At 43.1% G+C, this 12,458-nt stretch carries 11 protein-coding genes and 1 other RNA gene; 3 read left to right on the top strand and 9 right to left on the bottom strand.

Annotated features, from left to right (window positions below; translation table 11 throughout):
* Positions 1 to 61: 61 nt before the first annotated feature.
* Positions 62 to 475, top strand: a complete 414-nt coding sequence (locus RTN07_RS00635) for a PaaI family thioesterase (RefSeq protein WP_007115445.1) — start codon at positions 62 to 64, stop codon at positions 473 to 475.
* Between the two features lie 28 nt (positions 476 to 503).
* Positions 504 to 858: RNase P RNA component class A (gene rnpB / locus RTN07_RS00640), an RNA gene on the top strand.
* A gap of 97 nt (positions 859 to 955) precedes the next feature.
* On the opposite strand, the gene RTN07_RS00645 is transcribed toward rnpB, so the two are convergent.
* The 8 genes from RTN07_RS00645 to hemB form a co-directional block, all read right to left on the bottom strand.
* Complete coding sequence (locus tag RTN07_RS00645) at positions 956 to 1,462, bottom strand: BLUF domain-containing protein (protein ID WP_175405720.1); 507 nt, start codon at positions 1,460 to 1,462, stop codon at positions 956 to 958.
* Positions 1,463 to 1,736: 274 nt separating this feature from the next.
* Positions 1,737 to 2,633, bottom strand: a complete 897-nt coding sequence (argB, locus tag RTN07_RS00650; protein ID WP_312174781.1) for an acetylglutamate kinase — start codon at positions 2,631 to 2,633, stop codon at positions 1,737 to 1,739.
* 61 nt (positions 2,634 to 2,694) lie between these two features.
* On the bottom strand, positions 2,695 to 4,263 hold the full coding sequence (locus RTN07_RS00655) for a phosphomannomutase/phosphoglucomutase (protein ID WP_312174783.1): 1,569 nt from the start codon (positions 4,261 to 4,263) through the stop codon (positions 2,695 to 2,697).
* Positions 4,264 to 4,375: 112 nt separating this feature from the next.
* On the bottom strand, positions 4,376 to 4,840 hold the full coding sequence (gene dut / locus RTN07_RS00660; RefSeq protein ID WP_065252349.1) for a dUTP diphosphatase: 465 nt from the start codon (positions 4,838 to 4,840) through the stop codon (positions 4,376 to 4,378).
* A gap of 193 nt (positions 4,841 to 5,033) precedes the next feature.
* Entirely contained in the window at positions 5,034 to 5,603 is a 570-nt protein-coding gene (locus tag RTN07_RS00665) for a porin family protein (protein WP_076774511.1), read from the bottom strand.
* Positions 5,604 to 6,047: 444 nt separating this feature from the next.
* Entirely contained in the window at positions 6,048 to 8,087 is a 2,040-nt protein-coding gene (locus RTN07_RS00670) for a UvrD-helicase domain-containing protein (RefSeq protein ID WP_312174786.1), read from the bottom strand.
* Positions 8,088 to 8,337: 250 nt separating this feature from the next.
* Entirely contained in the window at positions 8,338 to 8,550 is a 213-nt protein-coding gene (locus RTN07_RS00675) for a hypothetical protein (protein ID WP_312174789.1), read from the bottom strand.
* 438 nt (positions 8,551 to 8,988) lie between these two features.
* The gene (gene hemB, locus RTN07_RS00680; protein ID WP_312174792.1) at positions 8,989 to 9,993 is read right to left on the bottom strand and encodes a porphobilinogen synthase; all 1,005 of its coding nucleotides are present in this window, start codon (positions 9,991 to 9,993) and stop codon (positions 8,989 to 8,991) included.
* Positions 9,994 to 10,143: 150 nt separating this feature from the next.
* On the opposite strand from hemB, the gene RTN07_RS00685 reads away from it, so the two are divergent.
* Complete coding sequence (locus RTN07_RS00685; RefSeq protein WP_312174794.1) at positions 10,144 to 10,752, top strand: thioesterase family protein; 609 nt, start codon at positions 10,144 to 10,146, stop codon at positions 10,750 to 10,752.
* 113 nt (positions 10,753 to 10,865) lie between these two features.
* On the opposite strand, the gene RTN07_RS00690 is transcribed toward RTN07_RS00685, so the two are convergent.
* The gene (locus RTN07_RS00690; protein ID WP_312174797.1) at positions 10,866 to 12,452 is read right to left on the bottom strand and encodes an efflux transporter outer membrane subunit; all 1,587 of its coding nucleotides are present in this window, start codon (positions 12,450 to 12,452) and stop codon (positions 10,866 to 10,868) included.
* Between the last annotated feature and the right edge of the window lie 6 nt (positions 12,453 to 12,458).

The following is a 12,458-nucleotide window of genomic DNA, read 5'->3' on the forward strand; positions in this document are numbered from 1 at the left end:
ATTTTCACAACCCCTATTTTTCACAACGTCATTATAGATTCATTATAGATAAGGAATGTCTATGCCCGCCAATAAAGCAGAACTGAGTGCTTTTCTGAAGCAATCTTTCCCCCAAGCCAACTGCCACATCGAATCGGTGGGTAACGGTCAAGCCATTGTATCCCATCCTATCGGTGATGATGAGTTACGACCGGGTGGCACGGTATCAGGGCCTGTGATGATGAAAGTGGCTGATGTTGCGCTATATGTGGCTATTTTGGGCGAAATTGGTATCGTCCCATTGGCAGTGACTACCAATCTTAACGTGTCTTTTCTACGAAAACCCTCTGCACAAGCCAACCTTATTGCCAAATGCCAGCTTATCAAAGTCGGGCGCACGCTTGCGGTAGGCGATGTATTGATTTATTCAGAAGGTGATGACAGACCTGTGGCGCATGCAGTCGGTACGTATGCGTTGCCTGCTGACCGTGACTAAATAGATAAAGCCTGCTATAATGCTTGCCTTGGCAGACCAGACGAACGCTGCTTGCCCCTGTTTACAGTGGGTAAGGGGAGGAAAGTCCGGGCTACACAGGGCAGAGTGCCAGCTAACGGCTGGGGGGCGTAAGCCTACGACAAGTGCAGCAGAGAGTAGACCGCCTTAGCAATAAGGTAAGGGTGAAAGGGTGGGGTAAGAGCCCACCGCATGACTGGTAACAGTTCATGGCAAGGTAAACTCCACTCGTAGCAAGACCAAATAGGTGTCCGTATGGCGTTGCCCGCGTTGGACACGGGTAGGTTGCTTGAGCGTATTGGTAACGATACGCCTAGATGAATGTTCGTCCTAGACAGAACCCGGCTTATCGGTTTGCCATGCTTATTTTAATCAGCCTATTGTTATCAATAGGTTTTTTATTTTTACGGGTGGCAATAATACCGTTTTAACTTTCCGAATTAGTAGATTTGAAATTAGCCACTAACCTTGAAACGGCAGGGTGAAATTTCGAATACGCATAAAGCGTTTACTAAACAGTGACTTGATAGGTTTTTGCGGCGTGATGTAAGTGATTCTTTGCTCTGACATGATATCAATCAGCTTGACGACTTCTTGCATGTCCCAACTATACACATCAAATGATTCTATAAAAGCATGGTGTTTAAATGCATAGGAATGCTTGGATAAATCAAAACAGCCCATAAACCAGTTGTCAAATACGGTACTTGAAATATAGCCTTGACCAATGATTTTGATATGGGTGTGGCGATCATCTTGTTTTAACGCATGAAGTAAGTTTGCACACGCTAACTCATCGCCTTCATAATACTGAAAAAATTTACCCGCATCGTACAGCAAAAAACCAGTGATACCAGAGCTGGTATTGTTTTTGATAGATTGGTTCAGAATTTGGGTAAACGTATGTTGATTCAACGCCGCAGTCAGCGTTATCTCACTACAATAAGCCATAAAGTATTTTTGTGACATCCCAACAGTCCTTGGTAAGTGGTACGTGAATATGAATTCCAAATAATTGCTATTATCTGCTACAGCCGCTTGCAACATTATATAAATTTGCAAATTAAAATAGTCATGATAGTCAATATTAGAAAAAATACCAATTACATTTGTGTTGTAATTCTAAAATCTATCCTATATTTGACCCATATTGTGAGCGAAAAAAAACCGCCTCAATCAGCGGCTTATTAACCCAAAAGCAACCCAAAAACCACTCAGAAACATAAGTAACGCAAAAGTTACTTCAAGGATGGCGGCTGATGAGAGTACCAACGCCTTTATCGGTAAAGACCTCTAGCAAGGTCGCATGCGGGACACGACCATCGACAATCACCGCACTTTTTACCCCGTTTTTTACCGCTTCTAGCGCATAGCTGATTTTTGGAATCATACCGCCAGAGATAGTGCCATCGGCAATCATCTCATCCACCTTGCTAGGGGTAAGTCCAGTGGCAACATTGCCTTCTTTATCAAGCACCCCTTTGATGTTGGTGAGTAAAATCAGTTTTTCCGCGAGCATGAACTCAGCGACTTTCCCTGCCACCACATCGGCATTGATATTGTAAGTATTGCCTTCATCATCCACGCCAAGCGGTGCGATGACAGGAATAAAGTTAGAGGCAATCATCAAATCAATCACATCACGATTGATGCTGACCACATCACCTACAAATCCCAAGTCAATTTGTTGTTGGTTGCCTTGTTCGTCCGTTTTGCTCATGGGTAATTTTTTAGCGCGAATGAGACTGGCATCTTTACCCGTTAAGCCAATAGCACGACCACCGTGTTTGTTGATGAGATTGACGATAGATTTATTGACGCTACCACCAAGTACCATTTCCACTACATCCATGGTGGCTTTGTCGGTCACTCGCATGCCATCAATACGGTCAGAGCTGCGCCCCAATTCTCTAAGCAAGTTATCGACTTGTGGACCGCCGCCATGGACGACCACAGGATGAATGCCTACGGTTTTTAACATGACGATATCTCTGGCAAAAGAACTTTCTAATATCGGATCAGTCATGGCATTGCCGCCGTATTTGACTACCATTACTTTACCTTCAAAACGTTGGATGTAGGGTAGTGCTTCAGTCAATACGTCAGCGGTATGCATGGCTTGCTCAAGATCTAATGCCATTTCAAATCCTTATATAATTTTGCTAGAGACGTTTTTTAAAATGCGATTTTACAAGCGGTGTTTATACAGGCTGAATTTGTGCGACTTGTTCGGCAAGATTGTCATCAATCGTACGACATAAGTCAACAAAAATAGATTGAATATGCCGCAGCTCAGCGACGTCATTGGCAGAAAAACGCACGGTCAAAAAACTGCCCGTATTTGACTTGCGTAAAATACCAAATCCCTCCGCAAAATCCAAGCGTAACCCATCAATCGTATTGACATTTTTGACCGCAAATGAGGATTTTAATCGTTTAAACGGCTTTTTCCCCAGTGCCGTGATACGGGCAATAACGGTTTGACCATAATGGTTATCCGCAATAGGTAGGTACATATCCGCCGTACTAATGCAAGTGGGCAAACTTGCTAGAATATCGTTAAGGCTGATAGGTTGATGGCTCAGCCAATTGAGCAAGCGGGCAGCTGCGTACATGGCGTCGTCATGTAGCACAAAATAGCCATCGTTAAAAATAAAATGCCCTGATAACTCACCTGCAAAAATCGCGTTGTCTGATTTGTTTTGTAGCGACTTTCGCATCAAGCTACTGCCAGTTTTGGTCATCATCGGGGTGGCACCATGCGAAGCGATGAGACTGGGTACGTGATGCGAGCATTTGACATCAAAAATGACTTTTTTATCAGTTGATGTATACGTACTGGGCAATTCTTCAATGGCAATGCGAGAGAGTAGATAAAGCAAATTGTCAGGGCTAATCATCTGACCCTGTGCATCAATTACCATCACCCGATCGCCATCGCCATCAAAAGCCAAGCCAATATCTGAGCCTGTAGCTTTGACTGTGTGAGCTAATTGTGTCAAGCGATTGGATTGCGTTGGGTCTGGGTTACCTTGGGGGAAATTGCCATCGGGGGAGGCGTTTAGCATGATGCAATAATAGCCAAGCTGGCTAAATAGAGCCTCTGCAAAATCACTGGTCGCACCATGCATACAGTCGATGACAATTTGCTGTGGGGCATGAAAATAGGTGGTCTGAGTGAGTTTGGCTTGATTGATGTGAGTAAAAGCCTGCTGGATAGCTTGGATATAAGCTGCAAAAAAATCTTTGGGCGTTGAATAGTGGGTTTGCCTGATGGCATCAATAAGCCTGTCATCAGGCACGATGGCTTTGTAGCCAATTAAAGCCTCATAAAGCTGCTGTACATCATCACCGCTCGGCGACTCATGATTGATGAGCCATTTAATGCCATTGATATGCTTTTGCGAATGACTGGCGGTGACCATCAGCCCATTACCGGAAAATTGCTGTGCCATAAATGCCATCATCGGTGTGGTTGTCAGTCCCAACCACTGCACCACTAGACCGGCTTGCTGGCAAGCATAGGCGATACATTTGGCAATTTCTTGGCTTTGGTGGCGAGCATCGTACCCGATGACAACCGTAGGCTTGTTCACCGCTAACGTTGGCGTTGTTGCTGTCGTTTGGTGAGCATAGACAAAGAGCTCGGCAAACGCCCTTGCCAATGACCACACAAAATCATCGGTAAATAAGGTGACATCACCACGAATATCGTAAGCTTTAAAAAGGGATTTTTGCGGAAAAAAAGGATGAATAAACAGAGTATTCATAAAAAAAACATCTAACTGATTTTATACTACCAAAATCATAGCATTGAAATTTGGCAAAATAATTAAATACTCTGTTATAAATTGTTAAAAAAAAATGAGAAAACGGTAACAATTAATGGGTTCCCGTTGAGCCAAAGCCGCCTTCACCGCGTACACTGATATCAGAAAACTCCGCTACAATCTCAAAAGTCGGACGCGCAATCGGCACGACCAAGTACTGCGCCATTTTCTCGCTAGGTTGTAAGACATAATCGGTTTGACTACGGTTCCAGATAGAGACCATTAATTCGCCTTGGTAATCCGCATCAATCACACCCGTCAGATTACCCAGTACAATGCCATGCTTATGTCCCAGCCCTGAGCGCGGCATGATAAAACCGACATAATCAGGGTCTTGGATGTAGATGGCGAGTCCTGTACCAATCAACTGGCTTTCACCAGCTTTTATGGTGATAGGCTCATCGATACAAGCGCGCAAATCTATACCCGCCGAGCCGTCTGTCGCCCGATGAGGTAGGGGAAATTTATCATCATTACCAATTTTGGGGTTTAAAATCTTGACTTGTACTTGCTTCATGCTTACCAACTTATCTTGAATTTATAAAAAATTGTAAAAAACTACTATATTATAAACCTAAATGGCACGATACTGAGCGAATACCAAAGTAAGTTTTCTTAACCAAAAAGAAGAAACCAAAAAAAGAGCAGCCATAAGCTACTCTTTTGTATTGATATCCAGTATTCATCTATTAATTCAATTAGCAATTCAATTAGAATTTATAGTGAGCACCGACAGTGACTAAGTCTGAGTCAACTGAAACATTGTTTGTTACGTCAACTGAAGGCAGACGCGTATATTCAGCTTCTACAGATGCATTTGGCGAAAGGTTATAACCTAAACCGACACCACCTGCAAGACCTGACTCATCATATTTATCATCACCAAAATCAACTTGGGTTTGCGCAAAACCTAATTTACCTTTGGCATAAACATTAGATGCTGGGAATTGATATTTATAGGTACCATATAAACCTGCCGTGTTAGTGCTAATTTCACCTACTTTTGTACCGCTAAGTTTTAGATCTTCTTCTGAAGAATCTACATATTCAACTTCTGCACCAAAGTTAGGGGTAAAATTATAACCTGCATACACACCATAAGCGGTTTGGTTATCAGTATCAAGACGGTCAACATCAGTATTAAATTGACCCGCTTTGACACCTACATAAGGTTGACCGGTGTAGCCAACAGTATTGGTTTGATAAAGAGCAGCGTTTGCACCTGCAGTGACAACTGTACCTGCAATTAAAGCTAAAAGGGTTTGATTTAAAGTTTTCATCGTCTTCTCCTTTAGAAGTTTTTTGAAAAGTATCACAACAAGCAATGTAAAATTTTAGTTAAGTTCATTTGAATATTAGCTATATAACTAGTTGCTACTCAGCGTTATTAGTTGACCCTGATTAATCAACCAGTTATTGCCCTGCTTGTTTTGTTAAAGCCATCATAGCAAAATAAATCTAGATTACTGTCTGTGTTTAACAGGTCGGACGTTAAGTTATGAAATGAAATTTGCCAAAAAGGTAAATAAGCTACTTATTTGAAATTTTTTGTTACATCTCCTGTCAAGCACCAGTTTTTTAAGAAATATTTAGTTACATCTACTTGGGCGTTTGGGTCAAATATTTGTCATACAGGCTGTTTTTCAATAAAAAAAGGGCTTAAAGTTACCTTTTTTGCCCTTTTTTTACGCCTTTTCTGCTATGCCGTTTTTTTTATCAATTAATTATTTGGCAGCTTTGCTTTTGAGTAACGCCTGAATATTGGCCAAATAATCCTCTGCGGTTTTCTTGGGTTGATGCGCTGCCGCTGATTTTTTCATGCCAGGGGCATCGATATGTTCTGTCGGCAACTCGTCGATAAATCGGCTAGGGGTGGTGGTTTTCATTTGCCCGCCTGCACGGCGCTGGGCAGCCAGCGTCATGGTCAGCTCTTTACGGGCACGGGTAATCCCCACATACATCAAACGTCGTTCTTCCTCGATGGATTCAGCAATAATAGAGTTTTTATGCGGTAATAGTTCTTCTTCAAGTCCCATAATATAGACATAATCAAACTCAAGCCCTTTAGCGGCGTGTAGCGTCATCAGATTGACTTTATTGGTATTTTCCTCTTCCTGTTGCTGCTCAAGCATATCAAGTAACACAAGCTTACGAATAACTGCATCGATAGTGCGATCATCGTCATCATCCGCGCGGTTAATCAGGTTTTGGATACTGGCGTAAAGCGTCTCGATATTATCAATACGAATTTTTTCTTGCTGGGGGGTTTTTGCTTCGCTTCGTACCAAATCAATATAGCCAGTTTCATCAATCATTTGCTTGACCAGCGGCACAGGGTCGGGATGCTGGTATAGCTCTTGGGTGTAACGCTCAATAAAATCAGCAAATTCTTTAAGCTCGCCACTGGCTTTTTTGGGTAACACATGTGTCAGTCCACTATGACCACTTGCCATCAAGAGCGAGACTTGGTGTTCTTGGGCAAATAGTCCGAGCTTTTCAAGGCTGGCAGGTCCAAGACCACGTTTTGGGGTATTGATAATGCGTAAAAAGGCACTGTCGTCTTCAGGATTCAGAATCAAGCGCAAATAACTCATAATGTCTTTGATTTCACTACGGGCAAAGAACGACGTGCCGCCCGATAACTTATAAGGAATTTGCAGCTGACGTAGCTGGGCTTCCAACATACGCGCCTGAAAGTTACTACGATACAGTACCGCATAATCTTGCCATTCATTGGCATTGCGAAGTTTGTGGGTGATGATTTCTTTGGCAACGCGCTCTGCCTCATCATCATCGTTACGACAATTGATGATGCGAATCAGCTCGCCATGCCCTTTATCTGACCATAATTTTTTTTCAAATAAATGCTCATTATTGGTGATCACTGAGTTGGCAGCGTGCAAAATACGCGACGTCGAGCGATAGTTTTGCTCAAGCTTAACCACCTTTAATTTGGGAAAATCCTCTTGCAGCAGTGCCATGTTTTCAGGTTTTGCCCCACGCCATGCATAGATGGATTGGTCATCATCACCCACCACCGTAAAACGCGGCTGCACGCCAACGAGCAGTTTAATCAATTCATATTGCGCGGTATTGGTGTCTTGGTATTCATCTACCAATAGATAGCGTATGCGATTTTGCCATTTATCACGTACTTGGCTATTTTCCTGCAATAGCCGTGTCGGCATTACAATTAAGTCATCAAAATCGACCGCATTGTAGGCACGTAGGTTACGCTCGTAGAGTTGATACAGCGTTGCAAATAGCATATCTTCAGGGTCGGTGAGCGTATCTGCTGCTTTTTCAGGGGGGATGAGGTCGTTTTTCCAATCCGAAATCATTTTGATAGCTTTACCGACCAATTCGCGGCTCTCGGCACCACTCATGTTGTCACGTACCATCAAATCCATCAACAGCCGCTTGCTATCTTCGGCATCCATGATGGAAAAATTGCCTTTAAGCGGTGTATGCAATAACTCGTAACGTAAAAACTGCAAGCCAAATTGGTGAAAAGTCGAGACAGTTAAGCCTTTGGTTTTATCACTTGGCAATAATTTTTGCACACGGGCTTTCATCTCGCGAGCCGCTTTATTGGTAAAGGTGACCGCAGTGATACGCTCGGCTGGCATTTGGCATTCTTCAATCAGATAAGCGATTTTACGGGTAATCACCGATGTTTTACCCGAACCTGCACCTGCCAGTACCAGCAAAGGTCCAGAGACATATTGCATGGCTTCTTGTTGGCGAGGGTTTAATTGGCTCATAGTCGCTTCCACCGTTAATAAAAGTTGCTCAGTAAAAAATGGACAATCGACTATTATAGTCTAAAGCGCAAAAGATAAGGACATAGTTGGCGGTAAAATTTTGAGAAAAATCCATGCAAAAACAGCTAACCCAGTGGTGGATTTCTGCCATAAAAAAAAGATGCCACAGCGCATCTTTTATTCATTGCATAATTTATTAATCGTATGCTCTATTTATTAAATTGATAAAAATAGGTTAATTATGGCTAGTTTAATTATGGGTAGATAGCGCAGTTTGTTGGTTGGGCTGATTTAAGGTACTAATCACAGCGTCAGTCGGACTTATCGATGGCTGAGTATCCGTTGTCAAATCGCTTGACAGTTTAAAGCTGAGTGCCAAAAATGACATCATAGCCACTGCCATCATAGCGTTTTTGATTGGGCTATTAGCAATCGAACTACTAGAAATTGGTGCATTACTCATCATCTTATCCTCGATTAATCAGCTAACAGATACCACTCTCGTCTTTTATTTGTTATTAACCCCATTATCTGCTTATTTTTTTCAAAAATATAATACCAAAAAGTAATCAATTATTGTAAAACGCTAAAAACGACCCCAAAAAAGGCGAGTCCAAAATTAGTTAGTAAGCTTAGTCAATAGGGGTAAATAAAAGTGTATATTGTTGCTTTACCTTATTGTGCATGAAGTTGATTGATTAACTAAGTTTATATTTAGTAAATAAATGGGTAAAAAAATAATGAAAGTTAACAGATTTGTTATTCTCTATGACATTAAGTAAGGTTTTATAGGCCTCGTTATAGCGCTCGATGCTTTTAAGTTAATAAATGTAACATCAGAAAAAGGCGACACTGATTGATAAACCAGTGTCGCCTTTAGTTTTAATCAAACTTTAAGATATTATTGATTGAGCTTTTGGGCAGCCGTCATTGCAAAATAAGTTAAGATACCATCGGCACCTGCACGGCGAAACCCTAACAGCGATTCCAAAATAACGTCCTCGCTTAACCAGCCGTTTTGTATCGCTGCCATGTGCATGGCATATTCACCTGATACTTGATACGCATAAGTCGGCACGCCAAACGTATCTTTGACCTCACGTACCAAATCAAGATAAGGCTGACCTGGTTTTACCATTACCATGTCAGCGCCTTCTTGGATGTCGAGGGCGACTTCATGCAGGGCTTCAGCGCGATTACCAAAATCCATTTGGTATTGTTTTTTGTGTCCGCCTTTAAGGTTGCCTGCGCTGCCGATGGCATCACGAAACGGTCCATAATAGGCAGACGCGTATTTGGCAGAATACGCCATGATTGCGGTATTAATAAAATTTTCTCCATCCAATGCTTGGCGAAGCGCGGCAATACGACCATCCATCATATCGCTTGGCGAGATGATATCCGCGCCTGCACGGGCGTGGCTCAGGGCTTGTTTGGCGAGAGTGTCAACGGTGATGTCATTAAGCACGTAGCCATTGTCGTCGACAATACCGTCTTGACCATGGGTGGTATACGGGTCAAGCGCCACATCAGTCATCACCACCATCTCAGGTAAGGCATCTTTAATTGCTTTGATAGCAGTGCAGGCAAGACCGTTCTCATCATAGGCGTGTTCAGCCTGTAGCGATTTAAGGCTTGGGCTAATGACAGGGAACAAATCAATGGTGGTGACGCCTAGACTGAGTAGTTGCTTGGCATACTCAATTAGCAAGTCCACGCTCAAACGCTCAACGCCTGGCATGCTTGCCACAGCTTGGCGCTGCTGTTTACCCTCAATGACAAACACGGGCGCAATCAGATGCTTGGGTTCAATGCTAGTTTCTTGCACCATAGCGCGGACATTATCGTTGTAACGTAGTCGACGTAAGCGAGTATTGGGGAATGAACGGTTAAAAATATAACTCATAAAAACCTCTTATTATCGAGTGACACTTATTATCAAGTAATGTTATCAATTAACGTTGAAATTGTATAAGGCTAAATAAGCAAAATTTGCTAGAATGATAATTTTTTAAAAAGCTATCTTACCACAATCTACTTACGCATGGAGGGCGCCGTGAGTTTAAACCCTGTAAATGCCAATCAATTAGCCGCTCAGTCATCGACTGACAGCACTAACATGACTGACACAATGTCTAAAGAAAATGATGAGCATCCTGATTTGGCAAACGAGTCGCAACTGCAGCTCAATGAAGACAGTGAGCATCACGCCATCAGCAAACCTAGTATTGATGTGCTAGGGCAGCAGCTCGCCAACATCATGTCCCAAAGCCCATTTGTGGCGCATACCTTTACTACCTATCACTATGAGAATGGCAAAGTATATGGCAAGGTCAAGTCCAATCCCGACCTCATCGGCAATCCAAATTTTGAGATTTTGCATGGCGGTATGACGGCGACGCTATTAGATACCATTGGCGGGCTTGAAGGCATGCTGGAAATCTATCGTCGTGACCAAGGCACGTTTGAAGAGCAGACCAAAAAAATCAAACGCATGGCAACCGTCGATTTGCGTGTTGATTATCTAGCCCCTGGGCGCGGTCATGAGTTTATGGTCACAGCCGAAGTAATTCGTATGGGGCGCAAAGGCTGCACCACGCGGATGATGTTGGTTAATGATGAAGGAAAACTCATCGCGCATGGCATCGCCAGTTATGCGTTTTAAAACAGCCATTTATAGTAAAAAACCCATAAAAAACCCACAGTGATGTGGGTTTTTTACTATAACAGCTTACGGCTAATCTAATGCACTAGGTCTAATGGACAAGGTCTAATGTATCAGGGTTGCACGGTGGTTGTGGTAGTCGTTGTTGAGGTCGTTTTAGTAGTCACTTGGGCAGGCTGATGGGCTGCATCAGTAATTTTTTGCTGGGCATTATTGGCAACCTGTGACAACTTGGTGCTGTAATTCGTATGTTTTTCTGTGGGTGTGTCAAGTGGCACATCGCGACTCACCCCGCCACCTAAAACTTGGTAAAGCTGAATTTGACTGAGCAATTGCGACTGCTTGGTATTTAGAATACTTTGTTGGCTGCTATAAATCGAACGCTGTGCATCTAATACGCCCAAATAATTGTCTAAACCTGCTTTGAAGCGCGCTTGAACAATTTGATAGTATTTTTGGTTGGCAGCAAGCGACTGGTTGTACGCGGTCAACTGCTGATTTAACGTTGCGCGATTGGCAAATACGTCATTGACTTCTTTAAAAGCGGTTTGAATCGCTTTTTCATAAGTATTTAGCGCTTGTTGTTGCTCGATTTCACTCACTTGGTAGTTGGCTTTACGTAGACCTGCATCAAAAATCGGCAAGCTCACACTCGGTCCAAAACCCCAGCTAAATGCGCCTGTTTTAAACAAATCGCCTAAGCTTGAACTGGCAGCACCCACATTACCAGATAGGCTAATGGTTGGATAAAACGCGGCGCGCGCGGCGTTAATATTTGCGCCCGCAGCTTTTAAGTTATATTCCGCTTGACGCAAATCAGGACGATACAATAATAAATCACTGGGTAAGCCCGTGCCAAAAATACGATTATTAGTGATGCTACTAATGCCCGCTGCGGGTAGTAGGCTATTATCCACAGGGGCGCCTACTAGATAGCGCAGGGCATTTTGGTTGGTCAACAAATTGGTTTGTGCTTGGGCGATAGACACTTTGGCGGCTTCAACCGCCGCTTGGGCTTGTACGCTAGTTAGCTGTGAATCAAGACCTGCTTTAAAACGCAACTGGTTAATGCGAAGTGAATCTTGGCGCGTGGCTAAGGTTTGTTTGGCAAGTTGCAGTTGTGCCAGATTATAGCTGTATGCCACATAGCTTTGCGCAATGTTACTAATCAAGCTAATTTGCGCGGCATCTTTGGCAGCAGTGGTGGCAAGATAATTTTGTAAAGCGGCATCTTTGAGGCTAGCAATACGTCCCCAAAAGTCAAACTCGTAACTTGACATGGCTAGTCCAACATTATAAGTGTTGGCAGCATTGCCCTTAAAATCACCTGCACGATTTACATTGGCAGATGAATTGATAGTGGGCACATCGGCGATGTCTTGGATTTGGTATTGTGCGCGGGCTTTTTGAATCGCTAAAATCGTGGCACTGATGTCTTTATTATTGTCTAACCCCAATTGAATCAGTTGTTTTAGCTTGGCATCGCTATAAAAGTCCTGCCAACGCTGAGACGCGATGCTCGGCTGATTGGTGCCGCTGACGGTCTGACTGTCATAGGTCTCATAAGGCTGATTAATTGCGATATGCGGCTGCGCCACGACAGGCTCAGTTTTGGCTTTTGGAATGGTTTGACAAGCGGTGAGCGATAGTAGGGTAGCTACTATAGCGGTCAGGGGTACGAGGCGAAAGGTAGAATCCATATAACT

The organism is Moraxella sp. CTOTU46934 (assembly GCF_031979465.1).
Taxonomy (GTDB): Bacteria; Pseudomonadota; Gammaproteobacteria; order Pseudomonadales; family Moraxellaceae; genus Faucicola; species Faucicola tetraodonis.

Excerpts from the sequence above, each read along its gene's own strand:
- RTN07_RS00635 (WP_007115445.1), top strand. The coding sequence starts at position 62 with ATGCCCGCCAATAAAGCAGAACTGAGTGCTTTTCTGAAGCAATCTTTC.
- RTN07_RS00645 (WP_175405720.1), bottom strand. The coding sequence starts at position 1,462 with ATGTCACAAAAATACTTTATGGCTTATTGTAGTGAGATAACGCTGACT.
- argB (WP_312174781.1), bottom strand. The coding sequence starts at position 2,633 with ATGGCATTAGATCTTGAGCAAGCCATGCATACCGCTGACGTATTGACT.
- RTN07_RS00655 (WP_312174783.1), bottom strand. The coding sequence starts at position 4,263 with ATGAATACTCTGTTTATTCATCCTTTTTTTCCGCAAAAATCCCTTTTT.
- dut (WP_065252349.1), bottom strand. The coding sequence starts at position 4,840 with ATGAAGCAAGTACAAGTCAAGATTTTAAACCCCAAAATTGGTAATGAT.
- RTN07_RS00665 (WP_076774511.1), bottom strand. The coding sequence starts at position 5,603 with ATGAAAACTTTAAATCAAACCCTTTTAGCTTTAATTGCAGGTACAGTT.
- RTN07_RS00670 (WP_312174786.1), bottom strand. The coding sequence starts at position 8,087 with ATGAGCCAATTAAACCCTCGCCAACAAGAAGCCATGCAATATGTCTCT.
- RTN07_RS00675 (WP_312174789.1), bottom strand. The coding sequence starts at position 8,550 with ATGAGTAATGCACCAATTTCTAGTAGTTCGATTGCTAATAGCCCAATC.
- hemB (WP_312174792.1), bottom strand. The coding sequence starts at position 9,993 with ATGAGTTATATTTTTAACCGTTCATTCCCCAATACTCGCTTACGTCGA.
- RTN07_RS00690 (WP_312174797.1), bottom strand. The coding sequence starts at position 12,452 with ATGGATTCTACCTTTCGCCTCGTACCCCTGACCGCTATAGTAGCTACC.